The organism is Saccharobesus litoralis (assembly GCF_003063625.1).
GTDB classification, from domain to species: domain Bacteria; phylum Pseudomonadota; class Gammaproteobacteria; order Enterobacterales; family Alteromonadaceae; genus Saccharobesus; species Saccharobesus litoralis.
Genome location: NZ_CP026604.1, coordinates 257,229 through 283,735 on the forward strand (window position 1 = coordinate 257,229; position 26,507 = coordinate 283,735).

Here is a 26,507-nt window from a genome sequence, read left to right on the forward strand (position 1 = left end):
GAAATTATGAAAAAACACAATTTACATTCATACGCCATGACACGTCGTAATGCTTTAAAAACGTTACTGGCTTCGGGGTTTTCAAAAGCCTTGCTTAGCAGTTCGCCTCTGATCTCTGGGTTATTATTATCAAGGCAGGCTCAGGCAAATACGTTACCAAATAAATCTATTGCTATTTATATTCCTGGTGGCGGTATACACGATATGTGGGCGCCGAGTGGTTCGGGTTCTAACATGGTGATGCAAGCCATGTCATCCAGTTATGAATCTGTTAAAACAGACTGTAATTTTCTGCTTAACATGAACCATACCAATGCCGGACACGGACAAATGCCGCGCATCTTATCTAATAGTTGGTCGGGTAGTGGGGTAGATAGTTACGACGTTTACATGGGTAAACAGCTCGGCGCTGAGTTACCTTTTACCTATGTCAATTTAGGGGTGCACAGTAACGGTAAAGGTTACTTAACTCGCGATGGCAATACCCAAATACCATTTGAGGACAATCCATTTACTGCGTTCAAATTGCTGTTTGGTGCTAATACAGGCGGAAGTGCTAAAACACCAATTTTGGATGCACATGCCGATGCAGTTAATTCGATTAAAAATCAATTGGCTGGTTATGAAGTAGAGCGTTTAAATGAGCATTTAGATGCGATTTCAGATACCCAGCGTCGGTTAGATGATTTAGTCGGCAGCAGTTCTTGTAGTGCAGCGCCAGACAGTAGCGAATTTAATTTAACATTTGATACCTTTAGCCAGCAAGCGCGTTTGCAGGCTGACATTGCGGTAGCGGCACTTAAATGCAATATCACACGTTCGGTGTCTATTGCATTTGGTAATCATCAATGTGAGTTTCGTATTCCTGAGTTAAATTACACAGGCAGTTATCATCAATCGATCCATGGTGGTAGTAACGGCCAAGCCAATTACCCTTACTATACGGAAATGCGTAATCATCTGGGTAGCTTTACCGCCTATTTGATCCAAAAATTAAAGGATGAAAACTTATTGAATAGCACAGTGGTGATTGAAACGACGGATATGGGGCATGCTGACAAACACAGTAGTGTCGATGTACCTTTGATGATTGCAGGGGGCGGCAGTGCTATGTTCCGCGGCGTATCTACACCAACCGGAGGACAATATAATCAGTTGGATGCATTGCATACTGCGGCGGCTGTTTGTGGAGTTAACTTACCTTACGGACAACAAATACCAGGGGTGTTAACTTAATAGGGTATTACTAAGCAGTAGCACTTGGTGATAGGTGTTACTGCTTTTTATAGCAGGAAAACTGTTTTAATTGGCAAAGCGCATGGTCTGCTTTGGGTACTCTCCAAACAATTTAAAATAATCATTAGCAAAACGACCCGTATTAACAATGCCGTAATTTTTCAATAAGGGCGTTATTTTCTCTGAAGGCTTGCCCAAAAGCTGTTTACGAATTTGATGTAAACGATACTGTATTAAATATTGCTTAGGCGTCATTTTTAATATGGTTTTAAATGCGTATTCTAATGTTCTAACACTACAAAAACTGGCTTGGCAAAGCTCATTAATTGTAATTGGGTTAGGCGCGGTTTCGTTAATGAATTGCAATGAACGCATTACAACATTTTGCCGAGTCGACATCGACGGTGGACTGGTATTTCCACAACGAAACACAGGTTCAATAAGTTCAACTAAGAGCAAGGCTACCGTGTCTAATACATCTTGTTGTAATGTAGCATTTTGGTAGTCAAGCGAACCATCTAACACGCGAGTAACAAAAGCCAGTAACTTAGTTTTGATTTGGATCGCTTTGGGTAAGACAAGTTGATTAAAAGTGGTTTCTAAACAAAGATCGACGTAGGTTTTACCATAGATGCCTAAATAGCGGTGTAAAATGGTTTTATCAATTGAAATGGTTATACCGTGAAAGACAGCCGCGTGTCGCGTCACAATATCGCGCTTATTATCACAAACAATTAAATGTTCGTCTGCCATCTCCAATCCGCAATATTGGTATTCAATACCAAGTTGAGGAACAACAAAGAAATAATGTTCGTTGGCAATAGTGCCGTAATTCAGGGTTTCTCCTTCAGTTGTACGATAACCCAAAATAAGATCAGGAGAGGCTACTAATTTATGTCTATTATTAAATACACCACTAGAAAGCTGCATAGCATCTAAGCTAGCTTCTTGTATTGCATCAATATACTCTTCAATTGTGGTGTAACTTCCGTCAGTTAATTGCATAGCCGTCCATTATCTCAATGTATTTCAATTTAATTATAATGATTAATGGCATCCTTGCTTATAAAACCCATTTATACTGCACTACGTTTAAGCTATAAACACTATCGTTATGGCTGCATATATAACCTTGAGCCCTAACTTTATTCAAACCAAGATAAAGCTTAGTAAAGCTAAATTCATCTTAATTAACAAATCACATAAAAATTAATAAAATATTCACTAGATCCCACTGTTTTTTTATTCAGTAGACGGTTCAAAAGCAATTCGATAAATGCCATACTGCGCGTTTGCTTGTTTAGCCCGCTATCGGAAGAATACATGGATAAAATAGAAGTTCGTGGTGCCAGAACGCACAACCTTAAGAATATTAATCTTGAACTACCAAGAGACAAACTTATTGTCATTACAGGGTTGTCTGGCTCTGGAAAATCTTCATTAGCTTTCGATACACTTTATGCCGAAGGGCAACGTCGCTACGTTGAATCACTTTCTGCTTATGCTCGTCAATTTTTATCATTGATGGAAAAGCCCGATGTTGACCACATTGAAGGCTTGTCACCAGCCATTTCAATTGAGCAAAAATCAACCTCGCATAACCCGCGATCAACCGTCGGGACAATCACTGAAATATATGATTATTTACGTTTATTGTTTGCACGAGTCGGTGAACCTAGGTGTCCAACACATGATGTTGCCTTAGCTGCGCAAACTGTCAGCCAAATGGTTGACCAAGTTATGGCCATGCCGGAAGGTGCTAAACTCATGTTACTGGCCCCTGTCGTGCAAGAACGAAAAGGTGAGCATGTAAAGACCCTTGAAAACCTTGCTGCTCAAGGATTTATTCGTGCGCGTATAGATGGTGAAGTGTGTGATTTAAGCGATCCACCCGCATTAGACCTACATAAAAAACACACGATTGAAGTGGTAGTCGATCGTTTTAAAGTACGAGAAGACTTAAAACTGCGATTGGCAGAATCCTTCGAAACTTCGTTAGAGCTAGCTAATGGTGTAGCTAAAATAGCGTGGATGGATGAACCAGAAAAAGACGAAATTGTATTTTCTGCCAATTTCTCTTGTCCGCACTGTGGTTACAGCATGGCTGAAGTCGAACCGCGCATGTTCTCTTTTAATAACCCAACCGGTGCTTGTAAAACATGTGATGGCTTAGGTGTTCAACAGTTTTTTGACCCAGAGCGTATTGTCGTTAACCCTGAAGTTAGCCTAGCAAATGGGGCAATAAAAGGCTGGGATAAACGCAGTTTTTATTATTTTTCTATGTTGAAAACGGTTGCTGAGCATTATGACTTTGATATTAATCAGCCTTGGCAAGAGATCTCCGACGAACATCAACAAATCGTTTTACATGGTAGCGGCCGAACTAAACTCGAATTCAAATACATGAACGACAGAGGCGATGTGATTAATCGTACTCACACGTTTGAAGGGGTGATCCCGAATATGGATCGCCGCTATAAAGAAACAGAATCCAATGCTGTTCGAGAAGAACTAACTAAGTTACTCAATACCGCTAAATGTGGTTCATGTAGTGGCTCGCGATTAAGAGAAGAAGCGCGTAACGTATTTATTGATAACACCAATTTACCGCACATTGCAGACTTATCGATTCAAGATGCGTTACGTTTTTTCCAAGGGCTAGCTTTAACTGGTCAGCGAGCGCAAATCGCAGAAAAAATCTTAAAAGAAATTAATGACAGATTAGGTTTCTTAGTCAACGTGGGTTTAGATTATTTAAACCTTTCGCGTAGTGCAGACACCTTATCTGGTGGTGAGGCGCAGCGTATTCGCCTTGCAAGTCAAATTGGTGCAGGGCTTGTTGGTGTTATGTATGTGCTAGATGAGCCTTCTATTGGTTTACACCAACGTGATAACGAAAGACTATTGGCTACGCTTAATCATCTTCGTGATTTAGGTAATACCGTTATCGTGGTAGAGCATGATGAAGATGCAATTCGTTGTGCTGATTATGTGGTGGATATTGGCCCTGGTGCAGGTGTGCACGGCGGCGAAGTCGTTGCGTGTGGTAATGTCGAAGAAATTAAAGCGTCACCTAAATCATTAACCGGTAAGTATTTATCTGGCGAAAAGAAAATAGCCGTGCCCGCTAAACGCCACGAACCAAGTGAGCGCTGGTTAACGCTAGAAGGCGCAACTGGAAATAACCTTAAAGATGTAGATTTAGCAATACCGGTTGGTTTAATGACCTGTATTACTGGTGTGTCGGGTTCAGGTAAATCGACTCTGATTAATGATACTTTATATTCAATTGCTCAACGTGAGTTAAACCGTGCACAATCCAATGATCCAGCGCCTTATCGAAAGATAACGGGTTTGGATATGATGGACAAAGTTGTTGATATTGATCAAAGTCCAATTGGCCGAACACCACGCTCAAACCCAGCAACTTATACCGGCATATTTACGCCAATTCGTGAATTATTTGCTGGCACGCAAGAAGCACGTTCACGCGGTTATAAACCGGGGCGATTCAGCTTTAACGTGAAAGGTGGTCGCTGTGAAGCGTGTCAGGGTGATGGTGTTATAAAAGTCGAAATGCACTTTTTACCTGATGTTTATGTTCCTTGTGATGTATGTAAGGGCAAACGCTACAACCGTGAAACCTTGGAAATTAAATATAAAGGTAAGAATATTCATGAAGTATTAGATTTAACCGTAGAAGACGCTCGTGAATATTTTGATGCCGTGCCCGCCATAGCAAGAAAATTACAAACCTTAATGGACGTAGGATTATCCTATATCCGCTTAGGTCAATCCGCGACAACCTTATCTGGTGGTGAAGCACAACGGGTTAAGCTGGCGCGAGAATTATCTAAACGCGACACCGGTGACACCTTATATATTCTTGATGAACCAACCACAGGTCTACATTTTGCGGATATAGAACTACTATTAACCGTATTACACCGATTACGTGATCACGGTAATACCATAGTGATCATTGAACACAATTTAGATGTTGTAAAAACTGCGGATTGGATAGTTGATCTTGGCCCTGAAGGGGGCAGTGGTGGCGGACAAATATTGTTTAGTGGCACACCAGAAGCATTATGCGAAACCGATTGTGGTTCTCATACAGCGAGATTTTTAAAGCCATTGTTAGAACAATAATACGCTAATATTAATAGTTAAAAAGTTTAATAAAGCCCAATACTCATTTTTTAGTGTTGGGCTTTTTTGTTTGGGTCGTACTATTCGCGTCTTTCATTCGGTGTGTAAATTACATTAAAGAAAGAGGCTTTTAAAAACGCTAGAAACAAAAAAAGCGAGGCAAACTAGCCTCGCTTTTTAATTCTAAACTCGTTAGCGTACTACAATAAGTACGCTAAACGTTGCGTGCGTATTAAAGCGCTTCGATTGCTGCGTTTAATGTTGCACTTGGACGCATTGCTTTACCCGCTAATTCAGCATTTGGCTGGAAGTAGCCACCTACATCTTGAGCTGGACCTTGTGCTCCATTTAATTCACCAACAATCTTGTCTTCGTTAGCTGTTAAGCTTTCAGCTAAAGGAGCAAACTTAGCTTGTAACTCAGCATCAGCAGTTTGTGCTGCTAATTCTTGAGCCCAGTAAAGTGCTAAGTAGAAGTGTGAACCACGGTTATCAATAGAACCAAGCTTACGTGCAGGAGACTTATCGTTTAATAAGAATTTACCCGTTGCTGCGTCTAATGTGTCAGCTAAAACTTGCGCTTTAGGGTTGCTAGCGAAGTTTGATAAGTGCTCTAAAGAAGCCGCTAATGCTAAGAACTCACCTAGAGAATCCCAACGTAAGTAGTTTTCTTTTTCGAACTGTTGAACGTGTTTAGGCGCAGAACCACCAGCACCTGTTTCGAATAAACCACCACCGTTCATTAATGGAACGATTGAAAGCATCTTAGCTGAAGTACCTAATTCTAAAATTGGGAATAAATCAGTTAAGTAGTCACGTAATACGTTACCCGTTGCAGAGATAGTGTCTAAGCCTTCTTTACAACGCTTCAATGTGACTTTAGTTGCTTCAACAGGCGATAAGATTTGTATATCTAAACCTGAAGTGTCGTGATCAGGTAAGTATTTTTCAACTTTCGCAATCATTTGTGCATCGTGTGCACGGTTCTTATCTAACCAGAAGATAACTGGTGTGTTAGATAAACGTGAACGAGTCACTGCTAATTTAACCCAATCTTGAATAGGAGCGTCTTTAGCTTGAGACATACGGAAGATGTCGCCAGCTTCAACAGCTTGTTCCATTAAAACTTCGCCGCTGTCAGAAACAACTTTGATTGAACCAGTGCCAGAAGCTTGGAAAGTTTTATCGTGTGAACCGTACTCTTCCGCTTTTTGTGCCATTAAACCAACGTTAGGAACAGTACCCATAGTTGTTACATCGAATGCGCCGTTTTCGATACAGAACTTGATAGTTTCGTCGTAAACACCAGCGTAACAACGATCTGGAATGACAGCTTTAGCGTCTTGCTCTTTACCTTCAGCATTCCACATTTTACCGCCACCACGGATCATCGCAGGCATTGAAGCATCGATGATTACGTCAGAAGGTACGTGTAAGTTAGTGATGCCTTTGTCTGAATCAACCATAGCTAATGCCGGCGCTTCAGCGTATAACGCTTCAATGTCAGCTTTGATTTCAGCTTGCTTAGCTTCGTCTAATTGACCTAATTTAGCATATAAGTCACCGATACCGTTGTTTACGTCAACTGCTAAACGCGCTAATACTTCAGCGTGTTTTTCGAAAACGTCTTTGTAGAATACAGATACACATTGACCGAAGATGATAGGATCTGAAACCTTCATCATGGTTGCTTTCATGTGTAAAGAGAATAAAACGTCTTTTTCTTTAGCATCAACGATTTGCTCAGCTAAGAAAGCTTGTAACGCTTTAGCACTCATGACTGATGAGTCGATAACTTCGCCAGCTAATAAAGGTGCAAAACCTTTTAATTCAGTAACTGAACCGTCTTCTGCTTGGAATTCGATTTTGAACTGGCTGTCAGCTTCAACAGTAACAGATTTTTCAGAACCGTAGAAATCACCACCTGTCATTGAAGCAACATGTGCTTTAGAATCAGACTTCCACTCACCCATGCGATGTGGGTTTGCTTGAGCGTATTGCTTAACAGCGCCTGGCGCACGACGGTCAGAGTTACCTTCACGTAAAACAGGGTTTACTGCAGAACCTAAAACTTTTGCGTAAGCCGCTTTGATGGCTTTTTCTTCGTCATTTTTTGGCTCTTCAGGAAAATCAGGTAATGCAAAACCTTTACCTTGTAATTCTTTAATAGCTGCAATTAACTGAGGGATAGAAGCTGAAATATTCGGTAATTTAATGATGTTAGCTTCTGGTGTTTTAGCTAAATCACCTAATTCAGCTAGTGCGTCAGCTGTTTTTTGATCTTCAGGTAAGTAGTCTGAAAGATTAGCAAGAATACGACCAGCGAGTGAAATATCACGAGTTTCTACTTCAACACCAGCTTGACCAGCGTAAGCTTGGATAATAGGTAATAATGAGTGTGTCGCCAACGCTGGCGCTTCGTCTGTGATCGTATAGATAATTTTAGACATGTTTTTCCCTTGTTATATAAGGCTAACTAATTAAGTTTTAAGCAATCATTGCTCGCATCTTAACGTTTTGCCCAAGTTTAAAGTGTAAAATACGAAAACCATATCGCTCTTGGTTTTTAACAAGCCATGATGCTTGCTGATAAAAAGCTCATTTGGTTTTAGTATTAATTAATAAAACCTCAACCCCATAGTACTAAGTACAAAATTACCGAGTCATATTAGGCGCTGCAGTATATCAGCTAAGCGAGCCAATATTATAGTCGAATTATGGCTATCTTCTTAATGTTCGGCGCTTTTTACCTTATACTGACCATAACTTTGAAAAATACCCGTAGGCAATATCATGCATACTGGTTATGCCAATTTTCATTTTACCAACGTACTTTATTGAGTTGTAAATCACAGTGCCAAAAACAAATTTTTCAACTTTAAAAAACAAACCTAATCGCTTTAAAAAAAGAGTCGGCGCGAAACCAAGTAATACAAAAAGTCAGTTTAAGCGTGACTCCGAACCAGAAAAAATCCTAATATTTAACAAACCCTTTGATGTACTCACTCAGTTTACCGATGATGAAAATCGAAAAACGTTAAAGGATTACATCGATATTCCGCATGTTTATGCGGCAGGTCGATTAGATAAAGATTCTGAAGGGCTTTTGGTCTTGACCAATAATGGTAAATTACAACATCAATTAGCGAACCCCCAAAATAATAAACAAAAGACTTACTGGGTACAGGTTGAAGGGGATGTTGATGATGCAGCAATTAGTGACTTACAACGAGGCGTGTTACTAAAAGACGGCCCGACGAAACCAGCCAAAGTTAAAAAAATGGCTGAACCTAAAGTATGGCAGCGGGTGCCGCCGATCAGAGAGCGTAAAAATATTCCTACGACTTGGTTAGAGTTAACCATTACTGAGGGGCGTAATCGCCAGGTTAGAAGAATGACGGCGCATGTCGGATATCCCACATTGCGCCTTATTCGTTACTCAGTAGGGGACTACAAATTAGGTAATTTGCAGCCCGGTCAATACCAAGTTATAGACAAAGCGATCGGGTTTTAGGGGCAGGTTTCTAGTTCCAGACGAAACCTAAGTACTTACATCCATGTAAGCAAAGCCGTCAAAGCTACCGCGTCCTGCTCACGCCCCTTACCTGCATCCATGCAGGCAAGCTTCGAATCCCTATGAGCATATGCTCTATTATGTGATTGGGGTCGCCTAAATGGATTTAGGTGTTAGAACGACGCAGGAGCCAAAGTCGAGAGTAAGCGCTGACAATGAACCATAAGACCCGAGCGAGAAGACTATATTACTGGCTAACTTGTGTTATAGGAGAGCAGTCAACATCGATTAACTCATTTCCAAAAGCACTAGCTTTGCTAAAGCCAAGTTGAATAGCAGTACTTAAATCAACAGTGTTGATTTGATGAGCATTTAGCTCGCCCGTACTGGCACCACAAACAGCAGGTACGGCCAATCCGCCCATACATTTAGAGCCAATAACTGATACATTGGCATCTGTCAGCTTTTGAGCAGAATCGGCTAGTGACGTGCCGCCGCCTTGGCATTGTAAAATACCGCGAGATTCAACAACATATTGTTGAGCTGGCATAACAGCCTGTTCAACTGTTGCACTTTCGGGTGATTGCCAAAGTGCTGACCAAACAGTATGTCCATGCACATAGAACAATTGATCGTTATGAATAACGCCTCGGCCATTTGAGCCATACGTGCGCCAGCGTTTATCATCACTGCGTTGTTCCGCTTTAATTGCGCCGTTGTAAGCCAAAGGTTGAGTGGTATTAGTTAAATCAATATTGAATGTCTCTAAGCCTGAATATTGCCAAGTACCCCATTGACGATCAGCCGTTTTTTGCGAAATACTGCTTGGTATAGCCAATCTGAATGTGGAATCACTGGTTTTTAACATAGAAATAGCTTTATGTTCATATAACGCTTCGCTGCGACTACCGCTATCGCCTAACACTAAGCTTTGAACTTCTATAGGGTTATTAATATCACTGATATTAAAAATACCAAATTTTATACCGCCTTCACCTTGAGTAACTGAATGACTCGGTGTTTGAGAATCACTGCTCTCATCGGCTAAGCTACTATTTATTATTTCACCAAACCTACCTGTTGCATCCTCACCTATGCCTAGAATATGGTTATCGTCTAAAGGATGAAGATAAGTAGAGAAGCCTGGGATTTCTAATTCGCCAGTGATTTTCGGGTCGTTAGGTTGGCTAAGGTCAATCACATATAGTGGATCAATGCGTTCAAACGTAACCACATACGCTTTGTCGCCAATAAATCTAACGGCATAAATATCTTCGTTATCTTTACCGATTTTTTTCGGATAGGTGTCATTAGGTAATTGAGCTATGGGTTCTAACGAGCTTTGTTGCTCGTTAGTTTGTAAAACAAAGAGTTGATGATCAAAGTTATCATTAGGATCGCCAGTACGTTTAGTTGTAATGACCCTGAATAGATCATCTTTTTCATTCATTTTAAATGATACTCCACGCCAACCAAGATAACCGGGGACACTGCCGGAAGCAGTATATTCAACACCTGTATCTGTCACATCTAACTTATGAATAGCTAAAGAGGATTCTCCTTCATTGTATACTTGGCTGGTCAAGTAAATAGCGTTTTGCGACATATAAAAGCCATCTGTGTAAGTATTTAAACAGCTCGTCGAATAGTTGGTTAAATCATCCACATCAAAAACAGTGACAGATAAAACATTGCCATATGAACTATGTTCGTCACTGTTGTCTGGCAAATAACATGTCGCCATATCACCCAATGCAACGGGCTCTGCATCATTAATTGTAATAGTTGGAAAAAGCTGTTGGCTTGACAATGCATTGACTAAATCAACATTCTTTTTGTAGTCTTCTTTAGTTTGCGGCGCATAATCTAATTCGGCTGGGTAAGCAGGGGAAAATTGACTAACAACATAAAGCTTATTGCCGATACGTCGACTGCGAACTAAATAACCTGAAATACTCACGTTATGTAACTTAGCGGGCTGACTGGCATCGGCCACATCAAAGCTAACAATATCAACTGAGCCATTTTGCCAAATACCAGGATAACGCCAGTCGTCATAGGTCCAGCCCCAAGTATTTTTAGTTGCAAAAGCGGTGAGCTTATCGTTACTTAAATAGATATTTTGGTAGGAATGATGATCGCTTGGCGAATCAATCCGGGTGACTTCTTGCATAACATCGAATTCATCTTTTTGCATAACACGAATAAATGATTCGAAATCCTGTGGATACCAAACATCTGGGGCAATAGGACTGGAAGCAGCTGTAACCTGAGCAACGCGAGGTTCAATCAATAAATCGTCACTGGTGTGGTTAACACTTATGAAAAGACTTTCACCGTCGTACTTTACAAAGTCGGCTTCATCTACGCCTTGTTCAATTAAATTGGTCGAACTAAACCCAGCATCATCGTTTAAAGAATCAACCGCATTTTCTACATTACCATCAGCACTAGCAGGCGCGGATGTCGTATCAAAAGTCGTTCGAGTTTTAGTATTAAAAATGTAATTATGATTCGAGTTAACTAATAAGCTATTTTTAATGCGCGTTAAGGTTTCGTCGGCATTTTGCGCCTTTCTTAATTTGGCTAATGTTGGGGTTTGCTCAGACAATTGAATAACTTCAAACGTTGACGGACCCGTTCCTCCATTGTTGTCGTCACTGTCTGATGAAGAACTACCGCCACAATTTACTAAAGTAACCGCTAATGCAGTTGTCATGATAGCCAAAGCTATTTTATTATACTTATAAGATTTCATCGTGCTTTCCTTGAGTCTATGTTCAAAAGTTATAGCTAAATTTAGTTCACCTTGGCTTGTGTTTCTGTTTCAATTATCAATGAAAATGTAACTAAATGTAATTATAGGATGTGGACATTAGGTTTTGTCTTTTTCAGGTGTTACATTTTTATCAGTTGTTATTGTTTGTAAAATTATTTTAATGTCGTTTAATTATTTATCATGGTTCACAATTCGAGCTGCACTGTTTAGTGTTTCGCTATTATTGATTACTTTCACCAACAATGTGAATGCGAATGAGCCTGTCTGCGATGTTAATGATGTATTAGATGAAACCTGTACTGAAATAGGTGATTTAAACTTTAGTATTGCACTTGGTTATGGTGTAAAACAAAACCCTTACTTTTATCGTGATGATATCCCACTTATCGCGTTGGTCGATGTTAATATTTACTGGCAACGTTGGTTTCTGGATGGCGATACCTTAGGTTACACTTGGCACGATTCCGAAAACCATACATTAAACATTATTGGCCGTTTTAACGAAGATTCAGCCTATTTACATGATTGGCATATAAGCAACTTTACTTCGCCTCAGGTTTCGTCGGGTAATTCGACGCCGCTTAATAATGATCGATTTAGTGACGTTATCAATGTTGAATCTGGCCAAGATAAATCTATCGAAATTTCACCACCCAATTTTGATGTTTCAGTGCCTAATACACCCGATAGCGGATCACCAACAGAGCCAACTACTCCGGCCCCGCAAGTGCCAGTAGCAGACAGCCCACAACAGCCAGAAAATAGCCACTCGTTTGTCGACGTAAAACGTAAAGCGTCTTATCATTTTGGTTTTGAATACCGCTACCATGTAGGCAATGGCTCGTTACGCAGTCAAGTCGTTTATGATATTAGCCAAATTCACAAAGGATTTGGCGTACTCGTTGAATGGCAAAATACCAATACATTTGGTGATTGGTTATTTATTAGTAAGCTGGGTGCACAATACAAAAGTGGTAAATGGTTAGACTATTATTATGGTGTAGATGCAACTGAAACAAATTTACAAAATTGGTTGTACAAGGCGAGTGCTGGTGTTAATGCCCATGCAGAATTGACTGCTGTATATAAATTGAAAGAAAACTGGTCATTGCTAAACAGCCTTCGTGTACAAAAGTTGAGCTCGCAAGTCAGTGATAGTCCTTTAGTCGACAAGTCATCTTTAGTTCGTTGGTTCACAGGAGTGGCGTACCATTTTTAATTGGCAAAAAATGTCACGCAGTGGCTTTATCGTTTTTTTGTTTATGTTAGTGATAAAAAATGCCAGTGCAGCTAACCTATCTCTTAAACCTAGAGCCTGTAGTGTAGATAAACACGGTCAGTGTAATTTGGATATTGTCGTTGTATATCAAGTTAAACAACCGGCGTGTCTTTTTGTTAACGATACACAACTCACTTGCACAAATAATACTGAATTAAATCAATACACTTATTCCTATAATAGTGACCAGCCACTTGTTTTTAGTTTGGTTAACCAACAATCTCAGCCTATTGTCGAAGTTGAATTTTTACGATTACAACTTTCAAAATTTCGCCGCAGGCAACGTAACCCTTGGAGCTTATTTTGATAAATTCCACCAAACACATCATTCTTGTTGAAGATGATATTAAATTATCTCGCTTAATTTCCGATTATTTGGAAAGTAACGGTTTTACCGTTGAAGTGATCAACAATGGCGCAAAAGCCATGGTGCAATTAGTTCAAGCTAAAGCGGACCTCATTATTTTAGATGTCATGTTGCCCGGTACCGATGGTTTTGAAGTTTGTAAAAAAATTAGACCGCATTATCACGGACCTATTTTATTTTTAACAGCTAAATCTAGTGACTTTGATCAAGTGCTAGGTTTGGAGATTGGCGCTGATGATTTTATCGCAAAGCCGGTTGAACCTAGGGTATTACTGGCTAGAATTAATGCCATATTAAGGCGCTTTGCACCGCATGAAACGACAGACAACGAGCTAAATAATTTACATTTTGGTCAATTGCATATCAACCAAAGTGCTCGTACGTTAACTTTATCAAGCCAAGAGATAACACTGACTAGCCACGAGTTTGACATGTTATTAGTATTGGCCAGCAATGCTGGAGAAATATTAAGTCGCGAGTATTTAACTCAAGTATTAAAAGGGCGCGATTATAATGGTTTAGACAGATCAATTGATGTACGGGTATCTAAGCTTCGTAAAAAACTCGGTGATAACCCAGACAACCCCAGTCGTATTAAAACCATTTGGGGAAAAGGCTATATTTTTGTCCCAGATGCTTGGGGTAACTAAGGATAATGCGTAAACTGTTTGCCAGCTTATTTGTTTTACTACTGGCTACTTTTGTTTCCTTGGGTTTATTACTCGATTGGATATGGGAAAAATCTAATACCGCTCAGCCTATTAGTCAGCGTCATGTAGCAAGCATCGCGTTACTGATTGACAATGCTCAGCAATCAACACCTGTATTGTTAAATGAACTTGCACTGGTCAATGATGTTGAAATGTCGCTTACTGCCATTGAAGAGGCTGGACTCGATAAAGCCAGCATAGATTTAATTCAGCAACAGCCCACTGTGTTTTATGATCAAAAGGGCAATGAGCACATTTATACCTGGTTAGCCAAACGCCAAGCTTTGTTGGTAATTAAGCTGCCTAAAAGTCCTAATTTTATCTATAAAATTATTTTAGCTATTTTTTTCTATGTTGTTGTAGCTGCGGTAGTTTGGTTTTGGCTTAGGCCTTTATGGCGTGACTTATCCAAATTAGCTCAAGCATCTAACGCAATTGGCCAAGGACAATTCGACTACCCACTCAAAATATCAAGCCATTCAAGTATCATTGAGATAGCCAATACCTTTAAAAATATGCAGTCTCGCATTCGTTCTCTTATATCATCCCATAAAGAGTTAACCTCAGCAGTCTCGCATGAAATTAAAACACCGGTTGCGCGAGCAAAATTTGCTAATGAAATGATGATAACAAAAGTTAATAATGAGGATTATCAAGCGGCACAAGAGTATGCTGAATCTATTTCAGAAGATTTAGATGAAATCGATCAGCTAGTTTGCGAAATGCTTAACTACGCCAAATTTGAACACGCTGATCCCAAGTTACACCTTAGTCCTGTTAACATTGCTGATTTAGTACAAAGTAAAATAAATCAAACACAGAGCCAATACCCGCAAATTGAGTTTAAAGTGGATATGGCTCAACCACTCACTTTGCAATGTGATGGACACTTTGTAGATCGAGCCTTACAAAACTTAATAATTAATGCGGCCAAATATTGTCAAAGTAAGATCCAAGTCAGTGTTTATGTTCAGCAAAAAGGGCCATCAAACGCTTTTTTAGTTATTCAAGTAGAAGATGACGGGGCTGGTATTGCAGATGAAGATCGAGATAAGGTTTTTTTACCTTTCAGCCGTTTAGATCAAAGTCGCGCTAGAGTCTCTGGTGGATTCGGTTTAGGGCTTGCCATTGTTTGTCGAATTATGCAGTGGCACAAAGGTATTGCGATTGCTGAAAAAAGTAAAATGTTGGGTGGCGCCCGATTTGAATTGCATTTCCCCTTAGCAACTAAGACAATAAGTTCAACTTAACCTTGATATTTGTGAGCTATGTTTAAACCCAATACGACTGTTGCCTGGGTAATAAAATGCCAAGATAAATTTTTACTGGTTGAAGAAATCGACGATGGGGTAAATGTATTAAATCAACCAGCGGGTCATTTAGAAGAAGATGAAACCTTGTTAGAGGCAGCAAAGCGAGAATTATATGAAGAAACAGGCTTACAGTTAGAGCCCGACTTCCTCGTAGGTATATACCAAAGCAGCGTACCGCATAAAAACATTCAGTATCTACGATTTTGTTACGGATTAGAATTAAAAGGCGAGCTGCTAAAAACAGCACCACAAGATAGCGATATAATCCAAGCTCTGTGGTTAACTGAAGCTGAAATAAAACAAAAGTTCAAACAACATCGCAGCCACCTTGTGCAAACTTGTATAAATGATTTTATAGCAGGTAAGCGACTACCATTAGAATATATAATAAGTGATCGGTAAAACAGCGGTATTAATTTGACAGCAATAGAGTTAATTACTTCTTCCTAACTCGTTTATCGAACAACCTTTTATAGTCTTCTCGCTCAGGTCTTATGGTTCATTGTCAGCGCTTACTCTCGACTTTGGCTCCTGCGTCGTCTTACTACCTAAATCCCTTTAGGCAGCCCCAATCACATAATAGAGCATATGCTCATGGGGTCTCGAAGCTTGCCTGCATGGATGCAGGTAAGGGGCGATAGCAGGACGCGGTAGCTTTGACGGCTTTGCTTACATGGAAGTAAGTACTTAGGTTTCGTCTGGAACCAGAAACCTGCCCCCTAAAACCTGATCGCTTTGACTATATCAATCAGCTAGGAATTTAGATATTTGGGCAACTAAGCCTTTTGCATCTAATTGATAGATTTGATAAATCTCTTGCTGAGTACCGTGTTTAACAAATTCATCCGGTAAGCCTATATTAAGTAAAGAAGTTGCAAGTTTGTTTTTCATCACAAATTCGTTTACTGCGCTACCGGCACCGCCTGCTATAACATTGTCTTCAATGGTCACTAGTGTATCGTATTGCTTAGCTACCTTTGTAATTAAGGCGTGATCTAACGGTTTAACAAAGCGCATATCAAATACTGCTGCGCCGAGTTCATTAGCAGCGTCTAATACGTTTTGCTTTAATGTACCAAAATTTAACAATGCTATTTTGTTATTATCGTTACCCTTAAGCAATTCGATACCTTTACCAATTGGCAGAGCAACCATTTCTTGTTGAATATCTGCGCCACATCCCGTACCTCGCGGGTAACGCACGACACTGGGTTTATCGAGTTTATGGCCTGTGTATAGCATTTGGCGACATTCATTTTCATCAGACGGGGTCATAATAACGATATTCGGTACACAGCGTAGGTAGCTTATATCGTACAAGCCTTGATGAGTTGCGCCGTCCGCACCAACAACACCTGCGCGGTCAACGGCGAACATAACAGGTAAATTTTGCAGAGCGACATCGTGGATAAGCTGATCATATCCACGTTGTAAAAAAGAAGAATAAATTGCGACTACTGGATTTAACCCTTGGGTTGCCATACCTCCGGCAAGGGTAACGGCATGTTGCTCAGCAATCGCCACATCGAAATATTGCTTAGGAAACTCTTTTGAAAAACGCACCATGCCAGAGCCTTCTCGCATGGCTGGTGTAATAGCCATTAGCTTAGGATCTTGCTCAGCCATGTCACACAACCAATCACCAAATATTTTTGAAAAGGTCGGTAAACTGCTGGCTTTTTTCGGTAGACTGCTTTCTTGCGGGTTAAATTTAGGAACCGCATGATAACCAATAGGATCAGCTTCTGCAGGTTTATAGCCTTTACCTTTGGTTGTCACTATATGTAACAGTTGCGGACCTTTAAGCTGTTTAATACGTTTTAACGTATCCACTAGACTGCGGACATCATGCCCATCAATAGGACCAATATAGTTAAATCCTAGTTCTTCAAAGATAGTTCCCGGAACTACCATGCCTTTTAGGTGCTCCTCGGCCTTACTTGCTAGCTCCTTAATAGGCGGTAAGCCACTCAGTAACTTTTTACCACCTTCACGCAAAGTGGTGTACATAGAACCTGACAAAATACGAGCAAAATGACTATTAAGTGCGCCAACATTCTCAGAGATAGACATATCGTTATCGTTAAGTATAACAAGCATATCAGCGTCTATATCGCCAGCGTGATTCATGGCCTCAAAAGCCATACCAGCAGTCATCGCACCGTCACCAATAACAGAAACAACTTTGCGGTTTTTACCTTCTTTTTGTGCAGCGATAGCCATTCCTACAGCAGCACTAATTGAGGTTGAAGAGTGACCAACACTGAATGTGTCATATTCACTTTCTTCACGCCAAGGAAAAGGGTGTAATCCATCTAATTGGCGGATCGTTTCTATTTTATCTCGGCGACCCGTAATAATTTTATGTGGATAAGCTTGATGCCCCACATCCCAAATCAACTGATCAAAAGGCGTGTTATAGACATAATGCAATGCAATTGTTAATTCAACTGTACCTAAACCTGAAGCAAAATGGCCACTACTATTACTGACGGCCGCTAATAAATATTGGCGTAATTCATCTGATGCCGCTTTTAATTCAGACAAGGGTAGGCTACGCAAATCATCAGGCGTGTCTATCAAGCGTAATGTGGGATAAAGGCTAATGTCTGTACTCATCGACGTCTAATTTTAATGGTTACGGTTAACAATATAGGCAGCGAATTCTTTTAACAAGGCGGTGCAATAGGGCAAGCTATCTAAAGCCGCAATTGCGGCATCATATAAATCATCAGCTTTTTGCTGAGCCTGTTCTAATCCTAACAATGATGGATAGGTACTTTTAAGTAATTTTGCGTCTGACCCTTGGGGTTTACCTAGCTGTTCAGTGGTTGAGGTAATATCTAAAATATCGTCTCTTACCTGAAAAGCTAATCCGATATTTTTAGCAAAGTTTGCAATGGCTTGCTGATGCTGTGCGGGTAAATCCGGCTTAGCAACACAAGCTAATTGTACTGCACAACTGAGCAATGCGCCCGTTTTTAACCGGTGAATATTTTCTAGTTCAGATAACGAAACTTGTTCATCTTCAGCAAGTAAGTCTAAGCTTTGACCGCCGCACATACCTTTGTAACCGGCGGAATCGGAGAGTAACTCTACCCAACGGACTTTAATGTCAGCACTAACACTTGCTTGCATTAAATATGCAAAAGCCAAAGGTTGTAATGCATCACCGGCAAGAATAGCGTGCGCTTCGTCAAATTGAATGTGACAAGTCGGTTTACCGCGTCTGAGCTCATCGTTGTCCATCGCCGGCAAATCATCATGAACTAAGGAATAACTGTGGATCATTTCTAACGATGCGGCCGCGGGTGCAACTAACTGTTTATCTAGGCCTATCATTTCTGCAACCGCGAAAACTAAAAACGGCCGAACACGTTTACCACCATTTAACAAGCTGTAGCTGATGGCTTGATGTAAACGTGGCGCAATTTCACTACCTATTTGACTTAGTGATTTAATTAACTGATCTTCAACTAACTGTTGTGATTCTTGAACTGACGCTTGTAAACCCACTGAACTATTTCTCTTCTGGCTCAAAAGACTCAAGTGGTGAATCAACGCTATTTTGCGTCATAATTTGGACTTTTTGCTCTGCTTGAGCCAATTTTAACTGACTGGCTTTAACTAAACTCACACCACGTTCAAATTGTTTTAAAGAATCTTCAAGCGGTAATTCGCCTTGTTCTAGGTCTGCCACTAGGCTCTCTAGTTCTTCAAGACTGGCTTCTAAGCTCATGTTTTCTGGTTTCTTCGCGGCCATGATAAATAAGGGTCAATTTAGGTGCGCAAACACTACATCAGCACCTTACTAGTTGCAACTTTATTACAGTATTTAAACACCATAATTTATGGTTTTATTAGATAAAAAATAGTCCCTTATCAATTAGTATAAAAAACGACATTTTTTGCTGCAATTGTATGCAAATTAAAGCTAGCGCAACGCCTGCCGATATATTGCTTGGTAACGTACTGTTTTCTATAATAATTAAACATTGAATTAACTAAATTATGTTTCGCGTTATTGTCGACTAATAATCAGATGCGCATTATAGTTATAGTCAAAGCGATCAGGTTTTAGGGGAAGCCGTCAAGCTTCGAATCCCCATGAGCATATGCTCTATTATGTGATTGGGGTTGCCTAAAAGGATTTAGGTAGTAGGACGACGCAGGAGCCAAAGTCGAGAGTAAGCGCTGACAATGAACCATAAAGCCTGAGCGAGAAGACTATATAAAAAATAAAAATCATCATTTGAACGACCCCTCTAGGAGAACAATGTGGATATAGCAACGCTGGTTGGCTTGTTAGGATCAATTGGTTTCGTGTTAGCGGCCATGTTTCTTGCCGGTGACATTGGCATGTTCGTTGACGTGCAATCAGTTTTAATTGTGTTTGTTGGTTCTATATTTGTTGTTATGTCTAACTACACCATGGGGCAATTTGTCGGCATAGGTAAAGTGATGGGCAAGGCGTTTATGTTTAAAATTGAAACGCCTGACGAATTAATTTTAAAATCTGTTGAAATGGCTGATGCCGCTCGTAAAGGCGGTTTTTTAGCATTGGAAGAAGCCGAAATTGAAAACGCCTTTATGCAAAAAGGGGTTGATATGTTGGTCGATGGTCACGACGGCGAAGTCGTTAAAGCAACTATGCAAAAAGACATCGCCTTAACGACAGAGCGGCACGAAGCAGGCGTTGGCTTGTTGAAAGCACTAGGTGACGTTGCGCCAGCCATGGGTATGATAGGTACATTGATTGGTTTGGTTGCCATGCTTTCAAACATGGATGACCCAAAAGCAATCGGTCCTGCTATGGCGGTTGCATTGTTAACCACACTTTATGGTGCTTTCCTAGCTAACGTAATAGCGTTACCCTTAGCCGGCAAATTACAGATCCGCACTGAAGAAGAAAAACTCAATCAACGTTTAATTTTGGATGCCATATTAGGTATTCAAGACGGTCAGAACCCGCGTGTAATTGAGGGAATTTTGAAAAACTACATTGCCGAATCGAAACGCGGCGAGCCTGCAGAAGAATAGGGGCGTTTTATGTCAGATGAAGAATGCCCCAAATGTCCCCCCGAAGGCCTACCCGCTTGGATGGGAACATTTGCAGACTTAATGTCGTTATTAATGTGCTTTTTTGTACTTCTGCTCGCGTTCTCAGAAATGGACGTATTAAAATTTAAACAAATTGCAGGTTCGATGAAGTTTGCATTTGGTGTGCAAAATAAGCTTGAGGTAAAAGACATTCCGAAAGGTACCTCGGTTATTGCTCAGGAATTTAGACCCGGCAGACCCGATCCAACGCCAATAGAAACGATACAACAGCAAACAATTGAAATGACTCAACAAATGCTTGAGTTTCAAGCCGGTGATGAAGATTCAGCGGGCGGAAGGCAAAAGCAACGAGGCAACCAGCGTGGCGGTTCATCGCAAGAAACCGCAAGTCAGCAAGCTAGTCAGTCTGAGGCGCAAGCATCGCAAGAACAAACTAGTGAATTGGTTAAAAAGATAGCGATGCAGTTGGAAGATCAAATTGTTGATGGCGCTATCGAGTTAGAAAGCCTTGGCCAACAAATTATTATTCGCGTTAAAGAGAATGGCGCCTTTCCAGCAGGTTCTGCTTTTTTACAACCGCAATTTAAACCTATAGTGCAAAAAATTGCTCGCTTACTCAATGACGTACCTGGTGAAATTACGGTTTCTGGTCATACAGACAACCAAAATGTCGAAACTGAGCTGTACACGTCTAATTGGGATTTATCGGCTAAACGAGCGGTCGCAGTTGCACATGAAATGGTACGCACCCCGAGCTTTGAACAAAATCGCTTAGTCGTTATAGGCCATGCTGATACTCGCCCGTTGGTTCCGAATAACACGGTGCAAAATCGCCGTCGTAATCGGCGTGTAGAAATTGCCATAATGCAAGGTAAGGCAAAAGAATCACGACCTATTGAAGTTAAGCAATAGAAATAAATGCGGCGTTAGTTTAACTCTGTTAGCTAACGCCTTTTTTGTTTATCACTATAAACTTTCACAAGCCCCTTTCAAATATAGTTTGTTATAAAAACACTTAAATTTTTTTACATTTCCTGTTACGCTTCTATCCCAATTAACACGGGTGTTTACAGACACAATAGATGTTAAAAATTTTAAAAATAAAAATGATTTAAGGATCCAGGTAGGGTGGTGTTTACAACAATGAAACCCCAATTTGGAGTGATAAAATAATGACTAAAAATTTGTATCCTGTGCCTCAAGCTGTAAAAGACAGAGCATTAATTTCTAACGAAGATTATTTAGCTATGTATCAAGAATCGGTCGCTAATCCCGATTCTTTTTGGGCTGAGCACGGCAAACGTCTTGACTGGATAAAACCATTTACTCAAGTAAAAAACACCTGTTTTGAACCTAATAAAGTTTCCATAAAATGGTTTGAAGATGGTTTGCTAAATGCATCTTACAACTGTATCGATCGTCATTTAAAAGACAATGCTAATAAAACAGCCTTGATCTTCGAAGGTGATTCGCCTGAAGTCTCTTATTCAGTGACCTATCAACAAGTTCACGACAATGTCGCCAAAATTGCCAACGGTTTGAAAAAGCTTGGGGTAGAAAAGGGCGATAGAGTTGCTGTTTATATGCCTATGACGTTGGACGCAATTTATGCCATGCAAGCTTGCGCACGAATAGGTGCCGTTCACTCTGTAATTTTTGGTGGATTTTCACCAAATGCCATAGCTGATCGTATTGTAGATTCACAAGCTAAAGTGATCATTACTGCTGATGAAGCACGCCGCGGCGGAAGAACCGTTCCGTTAAAAGCCAATGTTGACGAAGCATTAGCCCGAAAAGACGTAACGAGTATCACGCATTGTTTAGTATTTAAAAATACCCAAGCTGATGTTGATTTTGATCCTGCCATTGATGTTTGGGCACATGAGTTAACCGCAGATTTACCCGCGGTCTGTGAACCCGAAGCCATGAATGCAGAAGATCCTTTGTTTATTTTGTATACATCGGGTTCAACGGGTAAACCTAAAGGGGTTATGCACACTACAGGTGGCTACTTAACCTATGCGTCCATGACTCAAGAATTTATTTTTGATATTCATCCAGACGATATTTATTGGTGTGCAGCTGATGTGGGTTGGATCACAGGTCATTCTTATATTGTATACGGCCCGATGGCAAATGGTTGTACACAAGTGATCTTTGAAGGCGTTCCCACTTATCCTTCTAGTTCACGTATTGGTGATGTTGTTGATAAACATCAAGTTACCGTTCTCTATACGGCACCTACCGCTATACGGGCATTAATGGCCAAAGGTGATGAGCCTTATGCAACGAATAAACGTGATACCTTGCGTGTGATGGGTTCGGTAGGTGAGCCTATTAACCCTGAAGCATGGAACTGGTATTACGAAAATATTGGTAACAGCCAATGCCCAATTGTTGATACTTGGTGGCAAACGGAAACCGGTGGCATCATGATAACGCCTTTACCAGGTGCAACAGATTTAAAACCAGGTTCAGCCACCCGACCTTTCTTTGGTGTGCAACCTGCATTAGCCGACGCTGATGGTAATTTATTAGAAGGCGCTATCGACGGTAATTTAGTTATTTTAGATAGTTGGCCGGGTCAAGCTCGTACAATTTACGGAGACCATGAGCGATTTGAACAGACCTATTTTAGCACCTATGCAAATCGTTATTTTACAGGCGATGGCGCACGACGTGACGAAGACGGTTATTTTTGGATAACTGGCCGAGTAGATGATGTATTAAATGTCTCTGGTCATCGTCTAGGCACAGCAGAAATTGAAAGTGCTTTGGTTGCCCACGAATCGATTGCGGAAGCTGCAGTTGTTGGTTATCCGCACGATATAAAAGGCCAAGGTATATACGTTTATGTGACTCCTGTTGAAGGAATCGAAGCTGACGAAGAATTAACGAAAGCAGTTCGTAATTGGGTTAGAAAAGAGCTAAGCCCTATAGCGACACCTGATTTAATCCACTGGACAACAGGTTTACCAAAAACACGCTCAGGTAAAATTATGCGCCGTATTTTACGTAAAATTGCGGCAAATGAGCACCAAGCATTGGGTGATACATCAACATTAGCGGATCCATCTGTTGTAGACGATTTAATAGAAAATCGTTTAAACCGCTAATATAGTCTTCTCGTTCAAGTTTTATGGTTCATTGTCGGCGCTTACTCACCCCAATCACATAATAGAGCATATGCTCATGGGGTCTCGAAGCTTGCCTGCATGGATGCTGGTAAGGGGCGTGAGCAGGACGCGGTAGCTTTGACGGCTTCCCCTAAAACTCGATCGCTTTGACTATAGTTATCTAAATGTTGGCGTCTAAAATCTTTTTGGCGCCAACATTTCTTTTACCCCTAAAACGTGTTTACTTTTTATCATTCACATTTAAGTCGGCAAACCAGCTACAAGCATAAATGCTTATCAGCAAAGGCAAGCCGCTTATCTTAAAGCCTAACCCAATGTTAACAACAACCAATGTTAGCGTATGGCATTTTCGCTATTAAATACCTAATCTTTATACCTTTTACTTGTTTCAATCCGCTGATTCGCTATGATAACGGCATAACAAAATAGCGTTATTTAAGATATGACTGACAAGCAAAAAAGTAAGAAAAAAAGTTCAGCCGCCGTTCGCGACAGTATAACCATGCAAGATGTAGCAAACGAAGCGGGCGTATCTTTAATGACAGCATGGCGAGCGCTGAATGGTGAGACCAATGTTAAACCTTCAACTAAAAAACGCATTGAAGATGCAGCCAAAAAAATCAATTACACGTTAAATGTGGGTGCTCGGCAGTTAGCCGGTAGCCAATCTTATCAATTTTTATTGCTTTATAGTCATCAAAATACGGGATGGCGAGGTGAAGTGATGATTGGCATGCTAAACGCGTCACGACGATTAGGCTATCATTTATTAATTGAAGGCTTACACGAAAACATTGAAGCGACACCGGCCAATCCATACGCTAAGTATGATAGTTCGCCGTTAGAAAAGTTGTTTGATAAACCCAATTACGATGGTGTTATTTTAATACCTGATGTCTGTTACGACGATCAAGTACTCGCGCTCATTAAAAAAAGTGGTTTACCTTGCGTACGACTAAGTGAACGACCGCAATCCGGTATTTTACCGCGAGTCAGTATTGATAACTTTCAGTCAGCTTACGAAATTACCAGTTATTTAATTGAGCTAGGCCATCAAAAGTTAGCAATAGCAGCAGGGCCAGAAGAACATTTTGAATCTAAATTGCGACTAGATGGCTTTAAAGCTGCGTTAGTCGATGCCGGTATTGAACCTAATCCTAAATGGATCCGCCATGGCAGTTGGAATGTACAATCCGGAACAAAAATAGGTCACTATTTACTGTCTAAAGAAGATCGACCCACAGCTATTTTTGCTTGTAACGACGATATGGCTGCCGGAGTCATGGCGGCTGCCCAACAAGCAGGTATCAAAGTGCCTGACGATTTAAGTATTTGCGGCAATGGTAATACCCCACTGTCTACTTCAATATTCCCACAACTGACTACTATTGAACAGCCACTCAATGAACTAGGCGAAGCCGCTGTTGAAATACTTGCATCCATTATTAAACAGAATAAATCGAGTTCAGGTTCAGATAATGATGCCAAAAATTTAGTTAAGCATGTTCCTCATAAAATATATTACCGAGGGTCAACTAGCTCAATTAAATCAGTTTAGTTCGACTAAATTTTTACCTTTCCCTTTCGCTTTATATAAAGCTTGGTCTGCGCGTAAAACAATATCTTGTTGAGAGTCACCTTCACGAATAGTTGTTACGCCTAAACTACAGGTTTTGTGTCCAACTTCAGGAAAAGAAAATTGTTCAACTTCAAAGCGTATTTTATCGGCTAAAAACTCGGCGCCGATTAAATCTGTTTCAGGGCAGAGAATAATAAATTCTTCGCCACCCCAGCGTCCGACAAAATCCATGTTTCGGGTATGAGTTTTCAGTAACTTAGCAAACTCAACTAAGATTAAGTCACCCGTTAAATGGCCGTATTCATCATTAACTTGTTTAAAATTATCCAAATCCAACAAGATAACTGAAAAGACTGAATGAAAACGATCGTAACGGTTTAGCTCGACTTCAAATGATTCTTCAATTTTTAATCGATTATGTAAACCGGTCAGCATATCGACAGTGGCGAGTTGTTCTAAAGATGCATTTTTTTCTTCAAGCAAGGTTTTGGCTGCATTCAGCTCGTTAACCGCTTTTCGGGTTTTTTCGTTGGCTTTTATTAACCGTCGGTTCCAATACAAAGATAAAATCAAAAAAGAACCGACTAATAATAAAACTTGTAGCGCTAAAGAATAATCAAACCCTTTTTCAAAACGAATGGATACCCAAGTGTTATATATCGCTTGGCGTTCTTCTTTAGTTATAGAGGCTAGTGCTTTATCAATAACGTTTACCAATAAAGGTTCGTCATTACGAACTGCAATAGAAGGTGAAGAGCTGTAATGTAATTGGCCTGATACTTTAATATCGAGCGTTGCACTTTGTTGTATTTTATAACCAATAGCCAAAGCTGAATCGACATAAGCAAACGACTTTTTTTCTCGAACTAATTGGATCCCTTCGTCTATATTGGCAACCTCTATTAAATTCAAGGTCGGATACTGTAACTTTAAATGCTCTGTTACCGCATATCCTTTAACTGCAGCAATTGTTTTGTCGGCAATTAGGTCAAAAGATTCAATAAACGGTTGATCGACAAGTGTAGCAACAACAAAAGGGTAAGTTATATAAGGTTGGGTAAAGTTAAAATAGGCTTGTCTATCTGCAGTTTTACGCGCCATAGAAATAATATCGCAGCGCCGTTGTTTAGCAAATTCGAGTGTTTGTGCCCAAGAATGAGTGCGTACCAGTTTGACCTGTATATTTAGCCGTTTGGCGACCAAAGATAAGTAATCCGCTGCAATCCCTTCATGGTGGCCGAATTGATTTATCCTTTCATAAGGCATCCAATCTGGATCGACACACATTTTAATAGCCGATGTTTTCTGTAAATAAGTTAACTCGCTATTGGTTAACTCAAGTGAAAAAGCGTTATAAGGCAAAGCGATAGCAGCCAAAAGC

Annotated in this window: 19 protein-coding genes; 12 read left to right on the top strand and 7 right to left on the bottom strand. The window is 40.4% G+C overall.

Features of this window, described 5'->3' with window-relative positions; all coding sequences use genetic code 11:
- Nucleotides 1–6: 6 nt before the first annotated feature.
- A complete protein-coding gene (locus C2869_RS00910; protein WP_108601165.1) occupies nucleotides 7–1,236 on the top strand; it encodes a DUF1552 domain-containing protein in 1,230 nt (409 codons plus the stop codon).
- 66 nt (nucleotides 1,237–1,302) lie between these two features.
- On the opposite strand, the gene C2869_RS00915 is transcribed toward C2869_RS00910, so the two are convergent.
- Complete coding sequence (locus C2869_RS00915) at nucleotides 1,303–2,241, bottom strand: helix-turn-helix domain-containing protein (RefSeq protein WP_108601166.1); 939 nt, start codon at nucleotides 2,239–2,241, stop codon at nucleotides 1,303–1,305.
- A 318-nt stretch (nucleotides 2,242–2,559) separates the two neighbouring features.
- On the opposite strand from C2869_RS00915, the gene uvrA reads away from it, so the two are divergent.
- A complete protein-coding gene (gene uvrA, locus C2869_RS00920) occupies nucleotides 2,560–5,388 on the top strand; it encodes an excinuclease ABC subunit UvrA (RefSeq protein WP_108601167.1) in 2,829 nt (942 codons plus the stop codon).
- 232 nt (nucleotides 5,389–5,620) lie between these two features.
- Here the strand turns inward: uvrA and C2869_RS00925 are convergent, their stop codons facing one another.
- Nucleotides 5,621–7,837: an NADP-dependent isocitrate dehydrogenase gene (locus C2869_RS00925; RefSeq protein WP_108601168.1), complete on the bottom strand. Its 2,217-nt coding sequence runs from the start codon at nucleotides 7,835–7,837 to the stop codon at nucleotides 5,621–5,623.
- Nucleotides 7,838–8,241: 404 nt separating this feature from the next.
- On the opposite strand from C2869_RS00925, the gene C2869_RS00930 reads away from it, so the two are divergent.
- A complete protein-coding gene (locus C2869_RS00930) occupies nucleotides 8,242–8,901 on the top strand; it encodes a pseudouridine synthase (protein ID WP_108601169.1) in 660 nt (219 codons plus the stop codon).
- Nucleotides 8,902–9,148: 247 nt separating this feature from the next.
- On the opposite strand, the gene C2869_RS00935 is transcribed toward C2869_RS00930, so the two are convergent.
- The gene (locus C2869_RS00935) at nucleotides 9,149–11,659 is read right to left on the bottom strand and encodes a beta-propeller domain-containing protein (protein ID WP_108601170.1); all 2,511 of its coding nucleotides are present in this window, start codon (nucleotides 11,657–11,659) and stop codon (nucleotides 9,149–9,151) included.
- Between the two features lie 244 nt (nucleotides 11,660–11,903).
- On the opposite strand from C2869_RS00935, the gene C2869_RS00940 reads away from it, so the two are divergent.
- Genes C2869_RS00940 through C2869_RS00960 form a run of 5 tightly spaced genes read left to right on the top strand, consistent with a single transcriptional unit; the run spans nucleotide 11,904 to nucleotide 15,751 of the window.
- Nucleotides 11,904–12,899 carry a MipA/OmpV family protein gene (locus C2869_RS00940; RefSeq protein WP_159083967.1) on the top strand — a complete coding sequence of 332 codons (996 nt, stop codon included), beginning with the start codon at nucleotides 11,904–11,906 and terminating at the stop codon, nucleotides 12,897–12,899.
- A gap of 43 nt (nucleotides 12,900–12,942) precedes the next feature.
- Nucleotides 12,943–13,266, top strand: coding sequence for a DUF3019 domain-containing protein (locus tag C2869_RS00945; RefSeq protein ID WP_159083968.1), 324 nt, complete (start codon nucleotides 12,943–12,945; stop codon nucleotides 13,264–13,266).
- Nucleotides 13,263–13,976: a response regulator transcription factor gene (locus C2869_RS00950; RefSeq protein WP_228710731.1), complete on the top strand. Its 714-nt coding sequence runs from the start codon at nucleotides 13,263–13,265 to the stop codon at nucleotides 13,974–13,976. The genes C2869_RS00945 and C2869_RS00950 overlap by 4 nt, the downstream gene beginning before the upstream one ends.
- Nucleotides 13,977–13,981: 5 nt before the next feature.
- A complete protein-coding gene (locus C2869_RS00955) occupies nucleotides 13,982–15,286 on the top strand; it encodes an ATP-binding protein (RefSeq protein WP_108601173.1) in 1,305 nt (434 codons plus the stop codon).
- An 18-nt stretch (nucleotides 15,287–15,304) separates the two neighbouring features.
- Nucleotides 15,305–15,751: an NUDIX hydrolase gene (locus C2869_RS00960; RefSeq protein WP_108601174.1), complete on the top strand. Its 447-nt coding sequence runs from the start codon at nucleotides 15,305–15,307 to the stop codon at nucleotides 15,749–15,751.
- A gap of 342 nt (nucleotides 15,752–16,093) precedes the next feature.
- Here C2869_RS00960 and dxs read toward each other — a convergent pair whose 3' ends face one another.
- From dxs to xseB, 3 genes are read right to left on the bottom strand one after another with little or no spacing between them, the layout of a single operon-like run.
- Nucleotides 16,094–17,968, bottom strand: coding sequence for a 1-deoxy-D-xylulose-5-phosphate synthase (gene dxs / locus C2869_RS00965; RefSeq protein WP_108601175.1), 1,875 nt, complete (start codon nucleotides 17,966–17,968; stop codon nucleotides 16,094–16,096).
- A gap of 12 nt (nucleotides 17,969–17,980) precedes the next feature.
- Complete coding sequence (locus tag C2869_RS00970) at nucleotides 17,981–18,889, bottom strand: polyprenyl synthetase family protein (RefSeq protein WP_228710732.1); 909 nt, start codon at nucleotides 18,887–18,889, stop codon at nucleotides 17,981–17,983.
- Nucleotides 18,870–19,112 carry an exodeoxyribonuclease VII small subunit gene (xseB, locus tag C2869_RS00975; protein WP_108601177.1) on the bottom strand — a complete coding sequence of 81 codons (243 nt, stop codon included), beginning with the start codon at nucleotides 19,110–19,112 and terminating at the stop codon, nucleotides 18,870–18,872. The genes C2869_RS00970 and xseB overlap by 20 nt, the downstream gene beginning before the upstream one ends.
- 515 nt (nucleotides 19,113–19,627) lie before the next feature.
- On the opposite strand from xseB, the gene pomA reads away from it, so the two are divergent.
- The 4 genes from pomA to C2869_RS00995 all read left to right on the top strand — a co-directional run bounded on the left by pomA (nucleotide 19,628) and on the right by C2869_RS00995 (nucleotide 25,105).
- Complete coding sequence (gene pomA, locus C2869_RS00980) at nucleotides 19,628–20,389, top strand: flagellar motor protein PomA (protein ID WP_108601178.1); 762 nt, start codon at nucleotides 19,628–19,630, stop codon at nucleotides 20,387–20,389.
- A gap of 9 nt (nucleotides 20,390–20,398) precedes the next feature.
- On the top strand, nucleotides 20,399–21,322 hold the full coding sequence (locus C2869_RS00985) for a flagellar motor protein MotB (RefSeq protein WP_108601179.1): 924 nt from the start codon (nucleotides 20,399–20,401) through the stop codon (nucleotides 21,320–21,322).
- A 260-nt stretch (nucleotides 21,323–21,582) separates the two neighbouring features.
- Nucleotides 21,583–23,526: an acetate--CoA ligase gene (acs, locus tag C2869_RS00990; protein WP_108601180.1), complete on the top strand. Its 1,944-nt coding sequence runs from the start codon at nucleotides 21,583–21,585 to the stop codon at nucleotides 23,524–23,526.
- A gap of 463 nt (nucleotides 23,527–23,989) precedes the next feature.
- Nucleotides 23,990–25,105 carry a LacI family DNA-binding transcriptional regulator gene (locus tag C2869_RS00995; protein WP_108601181.1) on the top strand — a complete coding sequence of 372 codons (1,116 nt, stop codon included), beginning with the start codon at nucleotides 23,990–23,992 and terminating at the stop codon, nucleotides 25,103–25,105.
- Here the strand turns inward: C2869_RS00995 and C2869_RS01000 are convergent.
- Complete coding sequence (locus C2869_RS01000) at nucleotides 25,097–26,503, bottom strand: diguanylate cyclase (RefSeq protein WP_159083969.1); 1,407 nt, start codon at nucleotides 26,501–26,503, stop codon at nucleotides 25,097–25,099. The genes C2869_RS00995 and C2869_RS01000 overlap by 9 nt on opposite strands.
- Nucleotides 26,504–26,507: the final 4 nt, after the last annotated feature.